Here is a 22,781-nt window from a genome sequence, read left to right as displayed (position 1 = left end):
CAGAATACTCAGGGGCGCCCGAGCAAATGACTCATCGCCGTTTTCAGCTTCATCGGCCGCACCGGTTTATGCATCAAGGTATGCCCCAACTCGCGAATCTGCAGTTTCAGCTCATTGCTGTAATTGGCGGTGATCATCATCGCAGGAATGGCTGAACCGCGACGGGCATTGATGCGGGCCACGGCATCGACGCCGTTCTGATCGTCATCCAGGTGATAGTCGGCGATCAGCAAGTCGGCTTCTTCATGGTAGTTGTCCACTTGCCGCGCCAGGTCTTGCTCCGACAGCGCCGTCACCACCAGACACCCCCAGCCTTCCAGCAAAGTTCGCATGCCGGCACAAATCGCCGCGTCGTTGTCCAGCACCCACACCCGCGCGCCGCGCAGACGTTCAAGCATCGGCTCACTCATCAGCAGACTCGGCAGCGCCTTGGGTGCCGTGGCACTGAGCGGCACTTCGACGGAAAACATCGAGCCCCTGCCCGGCCACGAACGCACGTGAATCCGATGGCCGAGAATCCCGGCGATTTTTTCCACGATCGCCAGGCCCAGACCCAAACCGCGATCCTGATCCGGGCGTTGCACGTCACCGCGCTTGAACTCCTGAAAAATCTCTTCCAGACGGTTTTCGGCAATACCCATGCCGCTGTCCCAGACCTCGATCGACAACCGTTGATGATGACGTCGGCAACCGAGCACCACGCGACCGCTGTAGGTGTAGCGAATGGCGTTGCTCAGCAGGTTGCGCAGGATGCGCGCGAGCAACTGAACGTCGCTGCGCACCAGCGCCGAACACGGGATGAAATGCAGCTCCAGCCCTTCGCTGCGCGCAATCTGGGTGTATTCGACGGCGAGATTTTCCAGCAAATCGCTCAGGGCGAACGGCGCAATATCAGCCTTGATCACGCCGGCATCGAGCTTGGAAATGTCCACTAAAGTGCCCAGCAGGTTTTCCACGTCTTCCAGGGAATTGCTGACGTTGCGCACCAGAATCTCGTTCGCCACTGGTTCCCGGCGTTCCAGCAAGGCACTGGTGAATAATCGTGCGGCATTCAGCGGTTGCAATAAATCGTGGCTGACGGCGGCGAGAAACTTGGTTTTTGACAGATTGGCCTGCTCGGCTTCGAGTTTGGCCTCGCGCAGGCGAGATTCCACCCGCCGACGTTCGTCGATTTCCCGCAACAGCTGGTCATTGAGAGTGGTCAGTTCCGCCGTGCGTTCCCGCACACGCAGTTCAAGATTCTGATACGCCTGGTGCAAGGCCTCGGCGGTGCGCCGGCGCTCGGTGATGTCGCGAATCAACACAAAAATCCCCACCACTTCCCCGGTGGCCAAACGATTGGGCACGTAGGAGCGCAGCATGTAGCGCTCCTGATTGTTGATGTTGGTTTCGGCAAATTCGAACGTCACGCTCTCACCGGCCATCGCCCGAGCAACGTAGGCTTCCAGGCGTTGGTAATGCTGCTCGCTGTGCACTTCCCGCAAGCTCTGCCCGAGCATCACGCCCCGGGGCCTGCAGTACCATTCTTCGTAAACCTTGTTGGTGAACTCGTAGACCAGATCGGCATTGAGGTAGGCGATCAACGCCGGCACATGGTCAGTGATCAAGCGAATCCAGCGCTCGCTTTCGCTCAGCGCTTCGGCGTGCTGATAACGTTCAGTGATGTCGGTGAAGGTGTTGACGAAACCGCCGGTGGGCAACGGATGGGTACGGATTTCCAGCACCCGGCCGTCGTAGAGGCGCTGCTCGCATTCCTGCACCGGCCGCCCGTTGGCATCGCGACTGGCTGGGGTCAGCAGGTTCAACTCGCTGTCAGCGATGACTTCGGCAAACGGGCGATGAGCGGCCACCGGCGCAAGGCCGCTGAGTTCGAGGAACCGCCGGTTCCACAGTTCAAGGATGCCCTCGGCATTGACCATCGCCACGCCTTGGGACAGGTTGTCGACCGCTCGTTGCAACAAATGGGATTTCTGTGCAACGGCCTGTTCGCGGCGCACGGTTTCGCTGAGTTTGACGTCAGTAATGTCGGTGAACAGGATCACCCGCCCGCCTTCCTGGGTCGGCCGTTCGCTGACTTGCAGCCAGCGACCGTTCTGCAAGCGGAACAGCAGGTTCTCGTCAGCCTGCCCGCGGGGTTCCTCGGTGAACAGTCCGGTGGCCATCATCAGCCGTTTGACCTCGCCCAGCCGCATGCCGGCGTTGATCCGCACCCGGCTGTTGCCCCAAAAGGCTTTGAAGCGGCTGTTGAACAGCACGATCCGCTGGTCCGCATCGAACAGCACGAAGGCGTCGGAGATGCTCTCGATGGCGTCGATCAAATGCTGATGGGCAGTTTCCGCGCGCAGGCGAGCTTCGCTGAGCAAATGATTGCCCGACTTGAGTTCGGCCATTGCCTGGTTCAGGGCGTCGGTGCGCTCACGGACCTGTTCAGCCAGCACCACCGAATGCTGGAACGCCGCGTACGGGTCATTGCCGCGGGTAATGCCGGACTCGATCCGCTCGATCAGCGCGCCATTGATGCGCCGCAACTTGTGGTTTTCATGGCGCAGGCCGGCGAGTTGAGCCTGGAGCTCAGCGATGTCCAGGGGACCGGCCTCGGGCAATGGCAACCCCGGTGAAGGTCTGGTTGATGTGCATGCCATTGAATTGTTCTCCGTAGGAGTTGAAACCCATCACCCGTTGCTCACGCAAAAACGCCCCGATCTGCTCGAGACTGCCGCCGTCTTCCAGTTCCAGACGCCTGAGAAAGCAATCGCAACCGATGGTCAGCAACAGGTCGCCGAGGCGCTCCTGCAAACCGTCGAACAGGGATTGCAGATTCGGCAGCATCGGGCCTGGAGTCATGACCGTGAGCACGATGCCGTTTTCCACCGCGCAGTAAAAACTCAGGCTCAGGTCCGGATGCACCTGCTGAATGGCCCGCACGTAATATTGATCGTTGATCCGCACCGCCAGCGGGTGCGCGGCGAAGACCCGGTGATCGAGTTCGGCCACCGGCACACCGATGTGCCGGGCGTACTCCTCGGCGGCGGGTTCGGCGTTGAGTTCAAAGACCCGGCGCGAGAGGCTGTCGGCCCCGGTGACCACCAGTTTCTCCGCCCTGGGCAGGATGTGGTGGGTGGTGAACACTTCGAAATCCAGCCAGGTGTTGACCAGCACCACCACCGCCGCGCCGCTGTGGAACTCGCCGCCGAAGTAAACGTGGGTGTGGGTCAGGTAGTTGTCGTCGCCGGCCGAACCGCCGAAATGCGGAATATCGCCCAACGCCGCACTCAAGGCAGCGAGGACTATTTCCTCGCGGCTGGACAAGCCATCGAGCAGAGTGAGGGCAAAGCTGTTGCCCTTGATCGGCGCCAGGGTGTTGCTGCGACAGCCACTGACCAGCCGCTCGACCATCTGCTGAGCATCGATCAGGCTGAAATGTTCCATCTCGTCGATCAGCTCGACGGCGATGGAAAAATGCCGATGATCGAAGCCGACGGCCGTGACGCAATTGCGGCCGTAGCCCAGCGGAGTGATTTCCCCGGCGCTGGTGCAACCCACCAGGCGGATGCCGCCGAAGCTTTGTTGCAAGGCCTGCCCCAGCGCCTGCAAGTCGTACTCGGCGGAACAGAAAAACAGCACGAAGCCCAAATGCGGATGCAGTAACTGCCGCGCCAACTCCTGAGCCACTTGCTGGGCATCGGTCGCCTGGGACATTGCACTGACGACACCTTCACTCTGGACCTGCTGCATCGTCGCCTCCCGCAGGTGCGCATGTATGAGGCACGAGTGTACGAAGCCTGCGGGCCGGGACGTATGCTACTTGGGTAGCGGGTAGCCGCTTCGATGGGATGAGAGCGGTGCCGTGCATCTGGAAAGCACCACACATCCCCTGTGGGAGCGGGCTTGCTCGCGAAGGTGGCCTGCCAGTCACAATGATGGTGTCTGACACTCCGCTTTCGCGAGCAAGCCCGCTCCCACATTGGTTCGGCGTCATGCCAGACTCGGGTTACCAGGTCAACACCGCCCCCACCGCAAACGTATCGGTATCTTCGTTCTGGGCGCTGGTGTCGTGGCCGTTGATTTCGAACTGGTTGTACTCGGCCACCAGCTTCAGGTTGTCGTTGACGTCATGAAACAGCGCAATCCCGCGAGTTTCGTAATCCGCGCCGCTACCGACCACGCCGTTGCCGTCGTCCTTGGTCTTGCCGTACGACAAGGCCAGGCGGTTCTTGCCCAGCTTGTAGGAGCCCTGCAGCAAATAACCGTCACTGTCGACGTTACGCAGGGTCGGCTCGCCCGCATTGTTGGTAAAGAACGGATTGATGCCCTTGGCCTGGAAGCCGGAACCGGTCAGCGACAACCCGCCCATCTTCGCCTGCACGCCGTAGCCGACGCCTTTGGACGTGATGGACTCGACAGTGGAATCGGTGTTGTCCGAGGTCTGGTAGCTGCCGTTGATCCAGCTGTAGATCTTCGCCCCGGCCAGGTCGAACTGGTAGGTGATCTCGCTCTCGGTACGCGGGTTTTCCTGGTAGGCCTTGCCCGTCGGGCTGCTGTCGTTGGTGTCCACCGGGTCCATGATCCCCACCGCCACCCGCAGGCCGTCCATCACGGGCGTGCGGTAGGTGATCTGTGAGGTCGGGAACGGGTACGGATAACCACTGCCGATATTGCCGAACGACACCCCGCCACCATCCACCAAACCCAGGGTGTCGCTGACCTGACCGTAACCGGTGAGCAACTCGTCCAGCAGGATGTTGGAGCGGGCAAACAGACCGAAGTCCTTGCCGATCAGCACTTCGCCCCACTCCGGATTAGCCACCGTGCCGTAGAACTGGCGCACGTCGATGGCAGTATCGGTACCGTTGGTTTCGCTGTCGTTGATGGTCACCCAGAACGAGGACCGGGCGCCGAGCTTGAGGTCATCGACCTGCTTGCCCATGTTGAACCCAAGGTAGTTGGGCAAAAACCCCATCTTAACCCGCGACTGGCGACGGTCGTATTGCTCGCCGGCACGGTCCACATCGCTGTTCACAAAGAAGGCGTTGATGTAGCCATCGGTGGAAAACGTGGTCTGGTCCTTGTCGTACAGCATGATCTCGGCCTCGGCCATCGGGCTCAAACCCAGGGTCGACAGGCTGGCGATGAAGGCAGGCAAATAACGATGCTTGAAGTTCTTATTGTTGTGCATGACGCGCTCCGCAACGGGGGACTTGATGTCGGAGGCGATTATCGAAAGGTGACCGGCGGGGTCATACGCTGCCTTGGAGGCAGTTGCCAGGTGCTTTGGATTGGCAGGTACAGCGCGGCAAGTTCGGCGTAAGACCGGGCTCTGGGAAGGCCCGGAACTTAGGGTGTACGCCTGTGGAGCGGACTGGCGCCCGGAGGAAGCGGTACCTGCTAGACGCCTGCTCTAAACAGCATGTAGGCAGCGACCACCACACAGACGGAAGCGAAGCCGATTTGCAAGGTGCGGGCCGGTACTTGCGCGCACAGTTTTCGGCCAATGATCATGCCGACGATGCTGGCGGCGATGAAGGCGTAACCGAGGCTGTCGATTCGCACCCCGGCGTGAAACGCGCCGATCACGCCGATCGCGGAAATCAGGCTGATGACCATCAACGACGTGGCGACGATCCCGCGCATCTGCACGTCGGTGAGTTGCTTGAAGGCCGGCACGATCAGAAAGCCGCCGCCCACCCCGAGCAGTCCCGAGACAACCCCGGTCACCGCACCGAGTGCCGCCAGGGTCGCGGTGCATTTGGCCGTCCAGGAAAACCGCCCGGTCTGCTGATCGAGCATGCAGTTCTTCTGGCCCCAGTTGGCGTGACCATGATCGCTCGGTCCTTCGTCCTGCCGTTCACGGCGCAGCATCCGCCAGGCCACCATGACCATCAGCAGGCTGAACAGGATCATCAGGATTTTTTCCGGCAACTGATGGGCGAAGTAGATACCCACCGGGGAAAAAATCGCCCCCAACAATGCAATCAACAGCGCGGCGCGATAGCGCACCAGTCCGTGGCGCAAACCATCGATGGCCCCGACCGCCGCCGCACTGCCTACCGCAAACAGCGCGACGGGTGCGGCTTGGGTCATGGTCAAGCCCAACCCCAGCACCAGGGCCGGTACCGCAAGAATCCCGCCACCGGCGCCGGTCAATCCGAGGACCAGGCCCATGACCACGCCAAAAAAACTTGCCAGCAACATAAAACACTCATGATCCGCGAAAAAAAGCCGGGTTCGCCCGGTATCGATTGAGTGACAGGATAGAGCCTGCGCAGCTTTTTTCATTAATTGAATGGATGCGGGGCTGGTCAACCCAGGGAAAATGAAACTACCCTCAAAGCCTGTCCCAAAAGAAACGGCCACCATGCCCCCCTTGATTGAAGCCTTCCTCGACCCCGCCTCATCGACCTACAGCTACGTGATTTATGAAGTCGATGGCGACCAATGCGCGATCGTCGACCCGGTACTCGACTACGACCCGGCCGCCGGCCGCACCGGCACCAGCCAAGCCGACAAAATCATCGCCTTCGTGCGCGAACATCAGTTGCACGTGCAATGGCTGCTGGAAACCCACGCCCATGCCGATCACCTGTCCGCCGCGCCCTATCTGCGTCGGGAACTGGGTGGCAAGATCGCCATCGGCGAATCGATCAGCAAGGTTCAGGGTGTGTTCAAGACCCTGTTCAATCTTGAGCCGGAATTTCGTATCGATGGTTCGCAGTTTGACCATCTGTTCGCGCCGGACGAGTCATTCCGCATCGGCAGTCTCAAAGCCACGGCTCTGCATGTGCCCGGCCACACGCCGGCGGACATGGCGTATTTGATCGACAGCAATATGATTCTGGTGGGCGACACACTGTTCATGCCCGACGTCGGCACTGCACGCTGCGACTTTCCCGGTGGCAACGCCAACCAGATGTTCGCTTCGATCCACAAGCTGCTGGCCTTCCCTGCCAGCGTGAGCCTCTACGTCTGCCACGACTACCCGCCCGAAGGCCGCGAGCCTCAGTGCATGAGCACCGTCGGCGAGCAGCGCAGAAGCAATATCCACGTTCGCGACGGCATCGACGAAGCCGCCTTCGTCGCCATGCGCACCCAGCGCGATGCCGGGTTGGGCATGCCGACGTTGTTGCTGCCGGCGATTCAGGTGAATGTAAGAGCGGGGAATTTGCCGCCGGTGGAGGATAATGGCGTGACTTATCTGAAGATTCCGATCAATCGGTTGTGAAAACATCCGCGGAAAACCAGCAAAAAACAGACCAGTACAACTAACAGTTCTGCTAGTTACGCCAACTTTCAGAACAGCGCAGGATTCATGCCTCTATATTTTTTTTCAGGGGCATAATCATGAATAACGATCCAATCGGTACACCTGTCACTTTGGAAACAGTTCCATCTGACGCTATTGAGCCCAGAACGAACTACAGCCGCTGGATGACCGAGATCGCCTCGGAAATCGCGCATTTGAAAGTGCATCAACTGGCCATCCCTGGTGCGCATAACTCGGGGGTCGACAAGGCGGGAACCTTTGGGCTTGAGGAAATGTTGGGGGCCAACCAGAACAACTCTTTTCCTCAGCAACTGGCCGCCGGCGCACGCTATCTGGATTTGCGCCTGGTTGACAGCACTTATAATAAGCCCAACTCCGATGGTCAACTTGCAAGCTGGACGCGTGTAGAAGTGTTTGAGTTCAAGCATGGCCCCGTAAGCGCAGGTCGGCACTTGCAACATTTAATTGAGGCCGTTAAAAATTTCAGCAACTCTAATCCGGGTGAAATTATAATCCTTGATTTTCATACGTACGATCGAGGTAAACATTCACACACCAGCCTTTATCGACTCCTACCTAAGTTCGATCCAATCAAAGAATACTTAATCCCGCGCGAAGCTAACAACTTGAGTATTGCAGACATTCGTCAACAGTATCCTAAAGGCCGCATCATTTTTGCCTTCGATCACAATTATCCAGAACCCCCAAGACCAGACCCTGTCCCTGGACAACCAGCGCCAGACCCAGAAGCCCCAAACCCCAACGATAAATGGCCGAGCGAGGTCGTGCAGAGAAAACAGATATGGGGTACTTTTCGACACGAATGGAGCTCTGCTGAATCCGAACAAAACACAGCATTGTTCACCACTAACACAATGAAATCCCCTCCAGGAAATAATTACTGGGTGCTCTCTGCCACCGCTCGCAATAGTTCAGGCGCAATGAATCTGAACAGGAATAGTCCGATACGAACAGAAGCATTCAAAGACGGATTTCTGAATGCCAAAATCGTTATGGTCGACTTCATTGAAACCGAAGAATCTAAAATCAGCGTAGTGGATCGCTGCATCGATTTAAATAGACGCAGGGGCTCAGATAAATCCAAGCCAAGCACTCCAGCAAATTTGACTGTAGAAATAATGGATGAAGATTTAGTCAACGGCACAAAACAAAATACATTAAAACTCAACTGGACCACTTCCACCGACAATCTTGGTGTGCGACTGTATCAAATTTATCGAAATGATAATATTATAATCTCCACAAGTAACAACCCTTACGAACTAAAAAACCAGCGACTGCTAAATAGCTCATTTAAAGTTAGAGCCGTAGACAACTCAGACCATGTCTCAGACGACTCCAACACGGTCGACCTTATTCAAGACGTCACTCCTCCAACCATTCCCACTGATTTAAGATTCACTTATATTAGTCATCGCGCAGTGACTTTTGACTGGACAGCCTCCTTGGATGAAGCAGGAATACAACACTATGAAGTGTATCTAAACGGAACACTCGCAAAAACTGAAACACGCACCACATGCCTTCTAAACGACCTGGAAGCAACTGAAAAATACGAAATAACCCTTCGCGCAAAAGATATTAATGGATTTTACTCAGAATACACGACACTAACACTTCACCCACGCCCAACCTTAATCAACCCTAAAGTAAACATTGCTGAATACAACGAAGAAACGGGATTATATAACGGCCACGTCGTTTGGGAAATAACTGCAGAGCCTCAATCTGAGTTGACGATATGGTACCAGGTCTGGATAAATGAGAACGACATGAGGATCATTGCTCATGAGCCAGAGGTACACCCCAGCTTCAACTTCACGGCTAGACCGGGTGAAGAAATTCGTCATCACTGTGTAATGTGGGCCAAGGGCCCGAGCAACGCACTGGCTATAGATGACTCTATATTAGACAGAGATGAGAACGTACTGGGCATGTACAATCACGACTTCGTTTTTGATGACACAGCACCAGAGCAAATTACAGATCTAAAAATAAACCATCGTACACCAGCCAGAACCACTATTTCCTGGACACCCTCCACCAACCCAAACGTAATAAACTACGCAATTTCGCTGAATGAGGCCGTTCCAGTACTCGTTTCGGCTTCAACAAACACCTATACATTTGAAAATTATTCAGCAGACAAAGATTTTCTTCTAGAGGCATGGGCAATTAATAGTTTAAGCTTTTGCTCCGTTCCAGAGTCGGTCGAAATTGATATGACACCCCCCGTACCACCAACGGATCTCGAGGCGAGTCGAATAACTAACAGAAAAGCTGTCACCCAATGGAAGTACTACGGAGACTTATCTAAACTCGTATGCTTTCAGGTCTGGAGCAACGACGAATTTATTGAAAATATCCCTACCACTAGTCGCTCCTACTCCTTCACAGAACTTAATCGAGGCATTCCCAACACACTTAAAATCAGGGCATTAAGCAAAATTGCCCTACCGTCAGAATTCGCTGAATATCTACTTGAACCGGCCATCGAACCACCGGACGACCTGCAAGTGCTTAATGTCACAAGTACATCCGCCACGGTAAAATGGACGCAATATTACGGGGCATTGAAATACACCCTACAAGCTAACTCCAATACCCCTATTGATGTTTTAGCCCCGAGTGACAGTTGTGAAATCAGCGGCTTGACTCCAGATACCGCGTACACCGTAACCGCGAAAACTGTATACAGCGCGGGCACTTCAGGGCCTGCGAGCATCCTTCTAAATACGATGGCTGCCGAGATCGACCCTTCAAGGCTTCCAGTAAATTACCACGTCGCCTCCCACGGTAATGTGCTCGTCCGCCTACAATGGGATAGACCCGTAAAACATGGATGGGGTGGCTATGTAATGGAGTCAGAGCTTGGCACAGAAAATATTGCAGGCCACATAACCTCCTGGTACAACAAGAGCCTTCTGGAAGTAGGCAAAGTATACACATTCAAACTCTACGCCACTTATCCCGATGCGGAGGATAATGAACAACACTTCGTAACTATAAGTATCATAGGCAAGGGAATCGAAGGATGAATACACGTCATATCCATGATTGTTACTATTTGCATGGTGTGTAGACCTTATCATTTCCGATAAAGCCTAGCGGCGTTGGCTTTTGCCTGAAGTGGAGCGCGCTACAACGCGCTCCACTTTTTTAACTCCCCAACGTCAACCCATTCGCCGGCAACGGCAGCGCGGTCTTGTACCGTACCTGCTTGAGCGCAAAGCTCGAACGAATGTTCGCCACGCCCGGCACCTTGGTCAAAAAGTCCATCATGAAGCGTTCCAGCGACTGAATGGTCGGCACCAGCACACGGATCAAGTAGTCCGGATCGCCGGCCATCAAATAGCACTCCATCACTTCCGGGCGATCCGAGATTGCCTCTTCGAAATGCTGCAACGCCTCTTCCACCTGTTTCTCCAGGCTGACGTGGATGAACACATTCACATGCAGCCCCAGCAGGTCGGCATCCAAAAGAGTTACCTGCTCGCGAATCAGCCCCAGTTCTTCCATGGCCTTGACCCGGTTGAAGCACGGTGTCGGCGACAGGTTGACCGAGCGTGCGAGGTCAGCGTTGGTGATGCGCGCGTTCTCTTGAAGGCTGTTGAGAATGCCGATATCGGTACGGTCCAGTTTGCGCATGAGACAAAACCACCTGTTTTTTGTGTTTATGCAGATTTTTTATCCTCAAATGATCTGCAACGCAACGAAACAGAGAGAAATATTCTTCTTAGGCCGGCCTATGATTGTTGTAGGACAAGATTCCTTTTACCGAAGGAAATCTGTCAGCTCACTACAAGAAATTCACAAGATCGAGCGTAGAAGCCATGAATCAAGCGTACGAACCGCTGCGCCTGCACGTTCCCGAACCATCGGGCCGTCCCGGCTGTAAAACCGACTTCTCCTACCTGCATCTGACCGACGCAGGCCTGGTGCGCAAACCCTCAATCGACGTTGAACCCGCCGACACGGCTGATCTGGCCAAGGGCCTGATTCGCGTGCTCGACGATCAGGGCAATGCCCTCGGTCCGTGGGCCGAACGCGTGCCGGTGGAGATCCTGCGCAAAGGCATGCGCGCCATGCTCAAGACGCGGATCTTCGACAACCGCATGGTCGTCGCCCAGCGTCAGAAAAAAATGTCGTTCTATATGCAGAGCCTTGGCGAAGAAGCCATCGGCAGCGCCCAGGCCCTGGCCTTGAACATCGACGACATGTGCTTCCCCACCTACCGTCAGCAAAGCATCCTGATGGCGCGGGAAGTGCCGCTGGTGGACCTGATCTGCCAGTTGCTTTCCAACGAGCGCGATCCGCTCAAGGGTCGTCAGTTGCCGATCATGTACTCAGTGCGCGATCACGGCTTCTTCACCATTTCCGGCAACCTCGCCACCCAATTCGTACAGGGTGTGGGCTGGGGCATGGCGTCGGCGATCAAGGGCGACACCAAAATCGCCTCGGCCTGGATCGGCGACGGCGCTACCGCTGAATCCGACTTCCACACCGCCCTCACCTTCGCCCACGTTTATCGCGCGCCGGTGATCCTCAACGTGGTCAACAACCAGTGGGCCATCTCTACGTTCCAGGCGATTGCCGGTGGTGAAGCCACGACGTTCGCCGGTCGTGGCGTGGGTTGCGGCATCGCGTCCCTGCGGGTCGATGGCAACGATTTCATCGCGGTCTACGCCGCCTCGGCCTGGGCGGCAGAACGCGCCCGCCGCAACCTCGGCCCGACCATGCTCGAGTGGGTCACCTACCGCGCCGGCCCGCACTCGACGTCCGATGATCCGTCCAAATACCGTCCTGCCGACGACTGGAGCCACTTCCCGTTGGGGGACCCGATTGCGCGCCTCAAGCAGCATTTGGTGAAGATCGGTCACTGGTCCGAAGAGGAACACACCGCTGTCAGCGCCGAACTCGAAGCCGAAGTCATTGCTGCGCAGAAAGAAGCCGAGCAGTACGGCACCCTCGCCGGCGGCCAGATTCCGAGCGCCGCGACGATGTTCGAAGACGTCTATAAAGAGATGCCGGAGCACTTGAAGCGCCAGCGTCAAGAGTTGGGGATCTGACATGAACGATCACAACAACAATATCGAGCTGGAAACCGCCATGACCACCACCACCATGACCATGATCCAGGCCCTGCGCTCGGCCATGGATGTGATGCTTGAGCGTGACGACAACGTGGTGGTGTTCGGCCAGGACGTCGGCTACTTCGGCGGTGTGTTCCGCTGCACCGAAGGCCTGCAAAACAAGTACGGCACCTCCCGGGTGTTCGACGCGCCGATTTCCGAAAGCGGCATCGTCGGTGTTGCCGTGGGCATGGGCGCCTACGGTTTGCGCCCGGTGGCCGAGATCCAGTTCGCCGATTACGTTTACCCGGCGTCGGACCAGATCATTTCCGAAGCCGCCCGCCTGCGTTATCGCTCGGCCGGCGAGTTCACCGCCCCGATGACCCTGCGCATGCCTTGCGGCGGCGGCATCTACGGCGGCCAGACCCACAGCCAGAGCATCGAGGCGATGTTCACTCAGGTCTGTGGTTTGCGCACGGTCATGCCGTCCAACCCTTACGACGCTAAAGGCCTGCTGATCGCTTCCATCGAAAACGATGACCCGGTGATCTTCCTTGAGCCGAAACGCCTGTACAACGGCCCGTTCGACGGCCATCACGAACGCCCGGTTACCCCGTGGTCGAAACACCCGGCCGCGCAAGTTCCGGACGGTTACTACACCGTGCCGCTGGACGTTGCCGCCATTACCCGTCCGGGCAAGGACGTGACCATCCTGACTTACGGCACCACTGTTTACGTGTCGCAAGTCGCTGCCGAAGAAACCGGGATCGATGCTGAAGTCATCGACCTGCGCAGCCTGTGGCCGCTGGACCTGGAAACCATCGTCAAGTCGGTGAAGAAAACCGGCCGCTGCGTGATCGTTCACGAAGCGACCCGCACCTGCGGTTTCGGCGCCGAACTGGCCGCCCTGGTGCAAGAGCATTGCTTCCACTACCTGGAAGCGCCTATCGAGCGCGTCACCGGTTGGGACACTCCCTACCCGCACGCACAAGAGTGGGCGTATTTCCCTGGCCCGACCCGTGTGGGCGCGGCTTTGCATCGGGTTATGGAGGTCTGAATGGGCACGCACGTTATTAAGATGCCGGACATTGGCGAAGGCATTGCAGAAGTTGAATTGTCGGTGTGGCACGTCAAGGTCGGCGACATGGTCGTCGAAGACCAGGTGCTGGCCGATGTCATGACCGACAAGGCGATGGTCGACATCCCATCTCCGGTCCATGGCAAGGTCATTGCGTTGGGCGGTGTGCCGGGCGAAGTCATGGCGGTCGGCAGCATCCTGATCAGCATTGAAGTCGAAGGCGCGGGCAACGTTAAAGAGTCGGCTCAGCCAGCCGTCACCAAAGAAGCACCGGTTGCAGCCCCTAAAGTTGAAGCCGTGGTTGAAAGCAAACCCGCCGCGGCCGCTGCGCCACGTCCGGCCGTGTGCCAAGGCCCGATGGTTGCTCGCGAGGCCGATGAGCGTCCGCTGGCCTCCCCGGCCGTGCGCAAGCATGCGCTGGATCTCGGCATTCAGCTGCGTCTGGTACGCGGCACCGGCCCTGCTGGTCGAGTGTTGCACGAAGACCTCGACGCCTATCTGGCCCAGGGTCAACAGCCGCAATCCACCGCTGCTGCCGCTTACGCCCAGCGCCACGACGAAGAACAGATCCCGGTCATCGGCATGCGCCGCAAGATTGCCCAGCGCATGCAGGACGCCACGCAACGCGCCGCTCACTTCAGTTATGTCGAAGAAATCGACGTCACTGCCGTGGAAGAACTGCGCGCGCACCTGAACGAAAAACACGGTGCGACCCGTGGCAAGTTGACCTTGTTGCCGTTTTTGGTCCGTGCCTTGGTCGTTGCCCTGCGTGACTTCCCGCAGATCAACGCCCGTTACGACGACGAAGCCCAGGTCATCACCCGCCTCGGCGCGGTGCATGTCGGCATCGCCACCCAGGCTGACATCGGTCTGATGGTGCCGGTGGTGCGTCACGCCGAAGCCCGCAGCCTGTGGGACAGCGCCACGGAAATCTCCCGCCTGGCAACTGCCGCGCGCACTGGCAAGGCCAGCCGCGATGAGCTGTCCGGCTCGAGCATTACCCTGACCAGCCTCGGCGCCTTGGGCGGGATTGTCAGCACTCCGGTGCTGAACCTGCCGGAAGTGGCAATCGTCGGCGTCAACAAAATCGTCGAACGCCCGATGGTCGTCAAAGGCCAGATCGTGATTCGCAAGATGATGAACCTCTCCAGCTCCTTCGATCACCGGGTGGTCGATGGCATGGACGCGGCGCAATTCATCCAGGCCGTCCGTGGCTTGCTCGAACAACCCGCCACCTTGTTTGTGGAGTAAGTAATGCAGACTCTCAACACCACGCTGCTGATCATCGGCGGCGGCCCTGGCGGTTATGTGACGGCGATCCGTGCCGGTCAGCTGGGCATCTCGACCATTCTGGTGGAAGGCGAATCGCTGGGCGGCACCTGCCTGAACATTGGCTGCATCCCGTCCAAGGCGTTGATCCACGTCGCCGAACAGTTCCACCAGACGCAACACCACAGCCAGCATTCGGCATTGGGTATCAGCGTTTCGGCGCCCACCCTGGACATCAGCAAAAGCGTCGAGTGGAAGGACGGCATCGTCGACCGCCTGACCACTGGCGTTTCAGCGCTGATGAAAAAGCACAAGATCCAGGTCATTCAAGGCTGGGCGAAAGTGATCGACGGTAAAACCGTTGAAGTCGGCGACACGCGCATTCAGTGCGAGCACCTGGTGCTGGCCACCGGGTCGAAAAGCGTCAACCTGCCGATGCTGCCGATTGGCGGGCCGATCATCTCCTCCACCGAAGCCCTGACGCCGACGTCCGTGCCAAAACGTCTGATCGTGGTGGGTGGTGGTTACATCGGTCTGGAGCTGGGCATTGCCTATCGCAAGCTCGGCGCCGACGTCAGCGTGGTCGAGGCGCAGGATCGTATCCTGCCGGCCTACGACGCCGAACTGACCCAGCCGGTGCATGACGAACTAAAAAAACTCGGCATGAAGCTTTACTTGAAACATAGCGTCGAAGGCTTTGATTCAAAAGGAAATACCCTACAAGTTCGCGACCCGAACGGCGATACCCTGAACCTGGAATCCGATCAGGTGCTGGTGGCGGTCGGGCGCAAACCCAACACCCAGGGCTGGAACCTCGAAGCGCTGAACCTGGACATGAACGGTTCGGCGATCAAGATCGACAACCGCTGCCAGACCAGCATGCGCAACGTGTACGCCATCGGCGACCTCAGCGGCGAACCGATGCTCGCCCACCGGGCCATGGCCCAGGGCGAAATGGTTGCCGAACTGATCAGCGGTAAATCCCGTGAGTTCAATCCGACTGCCATTGCTGCCGTGTGTTTTACCGACCCCGAACTGGTGGTGGTCGGCAAGACGCCGGACGAGGCCAAGGCTGCTGGTCTGGACTGCATCGTTTCCAGTTTCCCGTTCGCGGCCAATGGCCGGGCGATGACCCTGGAGTCGAAAAGCGGCTTCGTGCGGGTCGTGGCGCGTCGGGACAATCATGTGATTGTCGGTTGGCAGGCGGTAGGTGTGGGTGTTTCGGAGTTGTCCACGGCGTTCGGCCAGAGCCTGGAAATGGGCGCGCGGCTGGAAGACATCGCCGGCACGATTCACGCGCATCCGACGTTGGGCGAAGCGGTGCAGGAAGCGGCGTTGCGTGCCTTGGGGCATGCATTGCATTTGTGATCCCGGGAGATTGATGGCGCTGGTGATGCCCCCTTCGCGAGCAAGCCCGCTCCCACACTGGATCTGCGGTGTTTGCAGGTTATAGGGCAAACAGAGATCGAATGTGGGAGCGGGCTTGCTCGCGATTTCTCAAGGGCAACATCATTTATCTGCCAATCACCCGATAGTCCGGGCTGCGAAATGGGTCCGGAATGAAGTATTGTTGTCCCCATCCAAAAAACGTCAGAAGCCTTGAACCGTTTCGACGGTTGTTCAGTGATAGAGGGTGTCATGGGTAACGAAAGCATCAATTGGGACAAGCTGGGTTTTGACTACATCAAGACCGACAAGCGCTATCTGTCGTACTGGCGTAATGGCGAGTGGGACAAAGGCACCCTGACCGAAGACAACGTGCTGCACATCAGCGAAGGCTCGACTGCCCTTCACTATGGCCAGCAGTGCTTCGAAGGCATGAAGGCCTACCGTTGCAAGGACGGCTCGATCAACCTGTTCCGCCCGGACCAGAACGCCCTGCGCATGCAGCGCAGCTGCGCACGCCTGCTGATGCCATTCGTGGAAACCGAGCAGTTCATCGAAGCCTGCAAAGCAGTGGTCCGCGCCAACGAGCGTTTCATTCCGCCTTACGGCACCGGCGGCGCGCTGTACCTGCGTCCGTTCGTGATCGGCGTGGGTGACAACATCGGCGTGCGTACTGCCCCTGAATTCATCTTCTCGATCTTCTGCATCCCGGTCGGCGCCTACTTCAAGGGCGGCCTGACCCCGCACAACTTCCTGATCTCCAGCTACGACCGCGCGGCCCCACAAGGCACCGGTGCAGCCAAGGTCGGCGGTAACTACGCCGCCAGCCTGATGCCAGGTTCCCAGGCCAAGAAGGCGCACTTCGCCGACTGCATTTACCTGGACCCGATGACCCACACCAAAATCGAGGAAGTCGGTTCGGCCAACTTCTTCGGGATCACCCACGACAACAAGTTCGTGACCCCGAACTCGCCGTCGGTACTGCCGGGCATCACCCGCCTGTCGTTGATCGAGCTGGCCAAATCGCGCCTGGGCATGGAAGTGATCGAAGGCGACGTGTTCATCGACAAGCTGTCGGACTTCAAAGAAGCCGGCGCCTGCGGTACAGCAGCAGTGATCACGCCAATCGGTGGCATCAGCTACAACGACCACCTGCACGTGTTCCACAGCGAAACCGAAGTCGGCCCGGTAACCCAGAAGCTCTACAAAGAGCTGACGGGCGTACAGACCGGCGACATCGAAGCGCCAGCGGGCTGGATCGTCAAGGTTTGATCTGACGCTCCCGCGGCATCGATGCCCTCCATTGCCTTGGCGATGGGGGGTTTTTTTTAGCTTCTTCAGGCAAACCTGGCGTTTTGCTCAGGCGTGTCCTGGACGCCGCCTACCGCTTGGGGCTGGAAACGCTGGCCGATGCGCACCGGTCAATGGAAGGGATAAACAGATGGATTGCTACAGTGAAATCAATCCCTGCGCTAACGCCACGCCTACCGCTTGCCGACGGCTGAAAGAGCCCAGTTTTCGGCTGGCATTGGCGATATGAAAATTGATAGTGCGTTCCGAACAGCCCAGGATGCAGCTCATCTCCCAAGTCGTTTTACCCACCCCAGACCATTTCAGCACTTCACACTCTCGCAGGGTCAGGCTGCTGAATTGCTTGCCTGGTTCTTTCAAGTGTTTCTGCGATCCTTCCAAAAGGAACGGAATCAGCATGAAGAGCTTCCCTAGGGCGGCATTCAGATCATCGTCGTATTCATCATTGGAATTCAGGCATTGAGCGACATTGAGTGAGCCGAACTTTTCGTTACACCGCAGAGGAATGCTAACACCTTGTAAAAGGCCATACCCCTCACGTGCTTTCCAGAACTCATTGGACCTGCCTCGCGCCTGCCTCCGTGCGGCCCCCCAGAAGAGCGGCACAAAGTGGTGGCGACAATGCCTGATTATCGGGTCCACCTGAATAAAGTTCTCATCCTTATATCGACTGAGCCAATCAGAAGGGTAAGTCGTTATGATTCTATTGAAAGGATCATTTGTTGTAGAGGACCCCAGGCTCAGCAAGTAGCAGTCATAGCCGATTCGACGCAGGACCTTGCGTAGATGGCTTTCCCAGTCACGCCGGTGCGAATCCTTGGCCAAAACGGAGAAGTCATCCAATACCTCTTCGAAGTTAATCCTCAGGAGTTCTTTTTTTCTATATAAGTCATCCACGATGAATCCCTGCACTCATAGAAGCTTTTTTTCGATACGGTGAAACATTGAAGACACGGGTTGCGACACAGGCAACCCATTGTCCGCCGCTTATGCCTTTATTTTTCGACAGTGCTGGTCTATGAAACTTTTGAATATTCCAAGACCATCTTCCGTCAAAATACTCTCGGGATGGAACTGGACACCCTCTATCGGATGCTCGCGATGCCGCACCCCCATGATGTATCCGTCATCACTTGAGGTGGATGTCACCGCCAGCTCCTCGGGGAAGTCTTTGTTATCGATAATCAGCGAATGGTAGCGTGTCGCCTTGATCGACTTGCCATTGGTATGGGCGTACACGCCGTGCCCATCGTTATTTATCATGCTTATCTTTCCATGCATGACATGTGCAGCCCGAATGACCGAGCCCCCGAAAGCCAGGCCAATAGCCTGATGCCCAAGGCATACACCCAATAGGGGAAGGCGCCCTTTAAAGTGCTGGATCACCTCGATATATCCGGCTTCCAGTGGATGGCCGGGCCCAGGTCCCAGTACACAAAAGTCCGGGCCATACGCTTCAATCCTTTTAATCAAGTCCGGAACATCATTGCGCTCTACGTGGGTTTCCAGACCCAACTGCTCAAGGTACTGGCTGATAATAAATACAAAGCTGTCATAGGCATCAATCAGGAAAACTTTCATTGCAGCATCTCCTTTCCGGTAACGGCGCGATAAACAGAACCCATTTTGTAGAATGTTTCAGTCCACTCTTTATCCGGAACCGAATCTGCGACGACCCCTGCGGAAGCCCGCAAATAATAGGTGCCGTCTTTATGAACCGCTGAACGAATACACAAAGCCGTATTGACGCTACCGTCGAACCCGATCAGGCCGACTGCTCCGGCATAGATTCCACGGCGGTTGTTTTCCATGCTTTCGATAATTTGCATCGCCCGAATCTTCGGAGCTCCCGTCATGGTTCCCGCCGGAAAAGACGCCTTGATAACATCAAAGGCATCAAATCCTTTTCGCAATAAACCGCGTACATTTGACACCATGTGATAGAGATGGGAGTACTCCTCTACCAACATCAACTCATCGACCTCAAGTGATCCTGGCTGGCAGACGCGACCAATATCGTTTCTGCACAAATCCACCAGCATCAAATGCTCCGCTCGCTCTTTTTCAGAGCGTGTCATGCTCAGGATCAACTCGCTGGAAGGTACACCGGGCGTTTTTCCGACGGTTCCGGCGATGGGTCTCATCTCGATCAGCTCGTCCTTGATGCGGACAAACAACTCGGGGCTGGCGCCGATCAAGTCGACCCCGCCCAAGTTAGCCAGGTACATGTAGGGCGACGGGTTGTTTTGGCGCAATGCCCGATAGACGTCAAAGGGCTTGAGCGGCGTATCAACCTGCACCTCATGACCCAATTGAATTTGATAGATATCGCCTTGGCGAATATGCTCCAGAGCCTTGTCGACCCAGCCAAGGAACTGCTCTTTTTCCACAGTGTCGCGAGCAACCGTAACGGAGGGGTAAACAATCGGCGCGTCAGAGGCCGGACTGCCCACGGCATCGGCCAACAGTGCGGCATAGTCATCGGTGCTGCGGGACTTCCATAGAGAACAATTGTTAACCATGACATCCACGGTTCCGTTGGCGTGGAAATACACCAGCGTCTGAAACACGGTCAAGGCAATAATCGGATAGTCATAGGTTCGCTTGGTCAGGTCCGGAATATCTTCGACAAACCTGACACTGTCATAGGAGAGGTAACCAAAAAAAGCGAGACTGGGATTAGACTGGCGCGGGACATCAAAAGGTGTTTGTAACGCACGCAGTAAATCCCATACTGCATCATTCGAATCAATGTTAATACGTCCACAGTTGTCCAGAATAATCCCTCGCTCCGACAGTGAACTTCTTAAATGAGCTGTGAGCCGGTCATTACCCTCGAGTGTCGCGTACCCCTCATAAATCTTAACCGCCAGTAGTGGCTCCATTCCGATGATAGTCGCCCTACGATCGCGACTGGGGCCAGACAGCGATTCGAGAATAAAGGACTTATCGGGTCCTAGTGCTTTTGCAGCCGCTTCGTATACAGCAAGTGGATCGCATTTCATGCGTTCAGTGTGTAGTTGAACACTGACGGGGGTCGGTATCCCACTCATATAATTACTCCTTTATTATTACTAATCGCTCACACAGATGAGAGTCGAACGCACAGGGCGACGCCTCAAACTGCCAAGCAGTTCAATCAGCTTGATTATTGATATGGAGGATCCGTCAATCAGGCGGGCGCACGGGGTCACGCAAAGAGATGCCTCGAAAAAGAGACAGAACTTTACCGCACCATTCGTGTAATACGATTTTCGATTAAACAACCACGAAAGATCGAATCACAGCGCTCGGCTATTTAATGAATCACTGTTTTGGGGTGTTTGACTGAAGCAGACAGCAAGACACCGGCGGTTGCTAAATTAGCGACGCCAGATATTGCTTTTGAAAACCGAAAGATGGGCAGTGTTGGACTCGGATGAGGACCCGAGGGAGTTCTTCAGCACTGATAGTCGGTAATACATTTAAGACTTCCTGTGTCTTGAAAGGCATTGCAGGAGTGATTCCTGAATGCCCATCGGATACTACTGATAGGTTCAATACTGGTCAACCTACAATTACCCAGGTTTGTAGACGTTCCAAAATCGCCGTCAGTCAAGAAATCGCTGGATAGCGCCCAGGGTCTGGTCGGCACACTCCAGATACGGAATATGCCCGGCCCCCTCGATGATGCAGACACTTGCCCGCGGCAAGAGGCTGTTGACCTCATCCAGACAGGAAACATCGAACACCCGATCATTGCTCCCCCATACGATCAAGGTCCGGGCCTGAACGTCTGCTAGCCGCATTTGAAGCGGGTAGAGTCCAGCCCCCTTGAAGTCCCCCAGTATTTTCCCGACCCTCGCATAGCGAAGCGCGCCCTTGATAGCCAGAGCCTTTGCCAGAAAGGCCGGGACCTTGGGGGCTTGAGTAAACACGATATCCCAAAGCCGCTGCATTTCACTGACCGACCGATACCCAAACGGATGCTCGCCAGACTCAAAAAACTGGCTCATTGCAGGACTTGACCTAACCGCCGGCAAGCCGGCGGGTGCCATTGCGATTAAACGTGAAACCTGTGCCGGATAAGCGGCTGCAAAAAGGCAGGCAATGCAGCCGCCAATGGAGCTGCCGATCAATACGACGTTTTTGAGGGACTGCGCATCAAAAAACGCCTTCAGCCGCTCCACTTGAGCCGCGGGGCTGTAGCTTAGCGTGCCGTCGAACGAGGACTCGCCCTCACCGGGCAGGTCCAGAAAAACGCAGTTGTAAGCGTCCACCAACGAGTAAATCCACGGTCCCCACTGATCCTTGCTGGCCCCTAATCCATGGAGAAACACCAGGGTGGGTCCGGCCTCGTGGGCGCTTGAGCGCAAATAGGCGATCTCGTAACCATCTGCCTTCCAGCGGCGGATTTTAAGTCTGTAGCGAAACCGGTTTTTCCAACGCAAGGCGAACAATGCCAATTGACCTGGCCACTTCATGAAAAATCACCTCTCAACGGGTTCGCCGATCAATCGGCCAGGTTGTTGCCTGCGCAAGCCTGCCTGGTTTGCAGGCGAACCTGGCAAAGTCCGACACCGGCCAAAACCGCTACACCGCCGACGACGAGACTCAGCGATAGGCCTTCTTTCAGGAGAAGCTGACTGACCGCGACCGCAAACACCGGCACCAATAACAGAAACGGCGTCAGGCGCTGGACAGGGTGTCGGCCCAAAAGCCAATACCACAGGCCAAATCCAATCAGCCCGCCACTGACGGCGGTATACAAAACAGCGGCCCAGGCCGTCGGACTGGCCGTTAGGACTGCCCCCCATGCGTGCCCCTCAACCGCAGCCGAAACAATCAGCAACTCTGGCGCAGCAATCAACGCTGTCCACGCGCTTATCGCCACCGGGTTGAAAGGTCCCCACCGTTTCGTGAGCAACGTTCCCACGGCGAAGGCAAAAGCTGCGGCAATCACCAGCAATATTCCCGACAACGCACCGCCCTTGCCGACGCCGCCTACTACCGTCAGCACGCCAAGCAGCGCGATGACAATTCCCCCCACGACGGGCAAAGCGATACGCTCCCCCAATACCGCAAAGGCCAGCAACAAGGTAAAAGGTGTCGCCAGTTGATAAGCGACAGCAGACGTCGAGGCATCTACTCGCGAAATGCCGCAATACAGCAATCCGAAATGGAGCGCCCCCACCAGGGAAGCAATCCAGAACACTTGAAGCACTTCACTGCGTTTGGGAATTCCGCAAAAAGGCACTAACACAGCGGCCATTAAGGCGAAGCGCATCGCGACCATCAGGATAGGCGGAAGCTCCTGCCCGCCAATTTTAACCGCCGTCACTTGTGCCCCCCACAAGAACGCCACCAGTACGGCTATCAAAGAATCTCGAATAGGCATTTATCC

General features: G+C 56.6%; 17 protein-coding genes. 7 read left to right on the top strand and 10 right to left on the bottom strand.

Annotation, left to right across the window (positions count from 1 at the left end; translation table 11 throughout):
- Positions 1-8: 8 nt before the first annotated feature.
- From nahK to ACA055_RS13045, 4 genes are all read right to left on the bottom strand, one after another.
- The gene (gene nahK, locus ACA055_RS13060; RefSeq protein ID WP_497684402.1) at positions 9-2,603 is read right to left on the bottom strand and encodes a hybrid sensor histidine kinase/response regulator NahK/ErcS'; all 2,595 of its coding nucleotides are present in this window, start codon (positions 2,601-2,603) and stop codon (positions 9-11) included.
- Complete coding sequence (nosP, locus tag ACA055_RS13055) at positions 2,572-3,735, bottom strand: nitric oxide-sensing protein NosP (protein ID WP_497684007.1); 1,164 nt, start codon at positions 3,733-3,735, stop codon at positions 2,572-2,574. Before nosP ends, nahK begins: the two co-directional genes overlap by 32 nt.
- Positions 3,736-3,991: 256 nt before the next feature.
- A complete protein-coding gene (locus ACA055_RS13050) occupies positions 3,992-5,176 on the bottom strand; it encodes a porin (protein ID WP_497684006.1) in 1,185 nt (394 codons plus the stop codon).
- A 209-nt stretch (positions 5,177-5,385) separates the two neighbouring features.
- On the bottom strand, positions 5,386-6,192 hold the full coding sequence (locus ACA055_RS13045; protein ID WP_497684005.1) for a sulfite exporter TauE/SafE family protein: 807 nt from the start codon (positions 6,190-6,192) through the stop codon (positions 5,386-5,388).
- 163 nt (positions 6,193-6,355) lie between these two features.
- Between ACA055_RS13045 and ACA055_RS13040 the strand changes: the two genes are divergently transcribed.
- Positions 6,356-7,219, top strand: a complete 864-nt coding sequence (locus ACA055_RS13040) for an MBL fold metallo-hydrolase (protein WP_497684004.1) — start codon at positions 6,356-6,358, stop codon at positions 7,217-7,219.
- 119 nt (positions 7,220-7,338) lie between these two features.
- Positions 7,339-10,320, top strand: coding sequence for a fibronectin type III domain-containing protein (locus ACA055_RS13035; protein ID WP_497684003.1), 2,982 nt, complete (start codon positions 7,339-7,341; stop codon positions 10,318-10,320).
- A 121-nt stretch (positions 10,321-10,441) separates the two neighbouring features.
- On the opposite strand, the gene bkdR is transcribed toward ACA055_RS13035, so the two are convergent.
- Complete coding sequence (gene bkdR, locus ACA055_RS13030) at positions 10,442-10,930, bottom strand: Bkd operon transcriptional regulator BkdR (RefSeq protein ID WP_016985245.1); 489 nt, start codon at positions 10,928-10,930, stop codon at positions 10,442-10,444.
- Between the two features lie 185 nt (positions 10,931-11,115).
- Between bkdR and ACA055_RS13025 the strand changes: the two genes are divergently transcribed.
- From ACA055_RS13025 to ACA055_RS13005, 5 genes are all read left to right on the top strand, one after another.
- Complete coding sequence (locus ACA055_RS13025; protein WP_497684002.1) at positions 11,116-12,351, top strand: 3-methyl-2-oxobutanoate dehydrogenase (2-methylpropanoyl-transferring) subunit alpha; 1,236 nt, start codon at positions 11,116-11,118, stop codon at positions 12,349-12,351.
- A gap of 1 nt (position 12,352) precedes the next feature.
- Positions 12,353-13,411 (top strand): alpha-ketoacid dehydrogenase subunit beta, encoded by a 1,059-nt coding sequence (locus ACA055_RS13020; RefSeq protein ID WP_497684001.1) that lies wholly within the window; start codon positions 12,353-12,355, stop codon positions 13,409-13,411.
- Positions 13,412-14,683, top strand: coding sequence for a dihydrolipoamide acetyltransferase family protein (locus tag ACA055_RS13015; RefSeq protein WP_497684000.1), 1,272 nt, complete (start codon positions 13,412-13,414; stop codon positions 14,681-14,683).
- Between the two features lie 3 nt (positions 14,684-14,686).
- Positions 14,687-16,069 carry a dihydrolipoyl dehydrogenase gene (gene lpdA / locus ACA055_RS13010; RefSeq protein WP_497683999.1) on the top strand — a complete coding sequence of 461 codons (1,383 nt, stop codon included), beginning with the start codon at positions 14,687-14,689 and terminating at the stop codon, positions 16,067-16,069.
- A gap of 270 nt (positions 16,070-16,339) precedes the next feature.
- The gene (locus ACA055_RS13005; protein ID WP_497683998.1) at positions 16,340-17,359 is read left to right on the top strand and encodes a branched-chain amino acid aminotransferase; all 1,020 of its coding nucleotides are present in this window, start codon (positions 16,340-16,342) and stop codon (positions 17,357-17,359) included.
- 177 nt (positions 17,360-17,536) lie between these two features.
- Here the strand turns inward: ACA055_RS13005 and ACA055_RS13000 are convergent, their stop codons facing one another.
- The 5 genes from ACA055_RS13000 to ACA055_RS12980 form a co-directional block, all read right to left on the bottom strand.
- Positions 17,537-18,295 carry a LuxR family transcriptional regulator gene (locus tag ACA055_RS13000; protein ID WP_497683997.1) on the bottom strand — a complete coding sequence of 253 codons (759 nt, stop codon included), beginning with the start codon at positions 18,293-18,295 and terminating at the stop codon, positions 17,537-17,539.
- Between the two features lie 90 nt (positions 18,296-18,385).
- Positions 18,386-18,979 (bottom strand): anthranilate synthase component II, encoded by a 594-nt coding sequence (locus tag ACA055_RS12995; RefSeq protein WP_497683996.1) that lies wholly within the window; start codon positions 18,977-18,979, stop codon positions 18,386-18,388.
- On the bottom strand, positions 18,976-20,451 hold the full coding sequence (locus tag ACA055_RS12990) for an anthranilate synthase component I family protein (protein WP_497683995.1): 1,476 nt from the start codon (positions 20,449-20,451) through the stop codon (positions 18,976-18,978). Before ACA055_RS12990 ends, ACA055_RS12995 begins: the two co-directional genes overlap by 4 nt.
- A 537-nt stretch (positions 20,452-20,988) precedes the next feature.
- The gene (locus tag ACA055_RS12985) at positions 20,989-21,861 is read right to left on the bottom strand and encodes an alpha/beta fold hydrolase (RefSeq protein WP_497683994.1); all 873 of its coding nucleotides are present in this window, start codon (positions 21,859-21,861) and stop codon (positions 20,989-20,991) included.
- Between the two features lie 29 nt (positions 21,862-21,890).
- Positions 21,891-22,775, bottom strand: coding sequence for a DMT family transporter (locus ACA055_RS12980; protein ID WP_497683993.1), 885 nt, complete (start codon positions 22,773-22,775; stop codon positions 21,891-21,893).
- Positions 22,776-22,781 lie beyond the last annotated feature (6 nt).

Source organism: Pseudomonas sp. LBUM1657, from assembly GCF_059716075.1.
Note: the sequence above shows the minus strand (reverse complement) of the source record. Positions and strands in the feature narration are given on the sequence as shown.